Here is a 338-nt window from a genome sequence, read left to right as displayed (position 1 = left end):
GTTAAACAGTCTGGTTGAACCGTTACACTGGCCGTTGGTGCCGCAGGATTACCCGGAACAGCATTGATGGTTAAATTGGCAGGCAATGAAACACAGCCTGTAGTGGTATTGGTTGTCGTTACGGCATAAGTACCCGGAGCCAGATTGGCAAAGGTAGTTGTAGACTGTGTCACTGCAGGTCTCACCGGAGCGGTACCTGTTACGGTATAAGTCACATTAGCCGCAGGAGCCGGAGCAGTAACTACGATGGTACCCGTTGGAGTTAAACAGTCTGGTTGAACCGTTACACTGGCCGTTGGTGCCGCAGGATTACCCGGAACAGCATTGATGGTTAAATT

Annotated in this window: 1 protein-coding gene; it reads right to left on the bottom strand. The window is 50.6% G+C overall.

Annotated features, from left to right (window positions below; genetic code table 11):
- Positions 1 to 338, bottom strand: a 338-nt coding sequence (locus tag JO950_RS22120; protein WP_202704567.1) for a hypothetical protein, incomplete at both ends; no start/stop codon positions are given.

It is taken from the genome of Flavobacterium sp. UGB4466, assembly GCF_903469665.1.
Taxonomy (GTDB): domain Bacteria; phylum Bacteroidota; class Bacteroidia; order Flavobacteriales; family Flavobacteriaceae; genus Flavobacterium; species Flavobacterium lipolyticum.
This window is presented reverse-complemented; position numbering and strand designations above follow the sequence as displayed.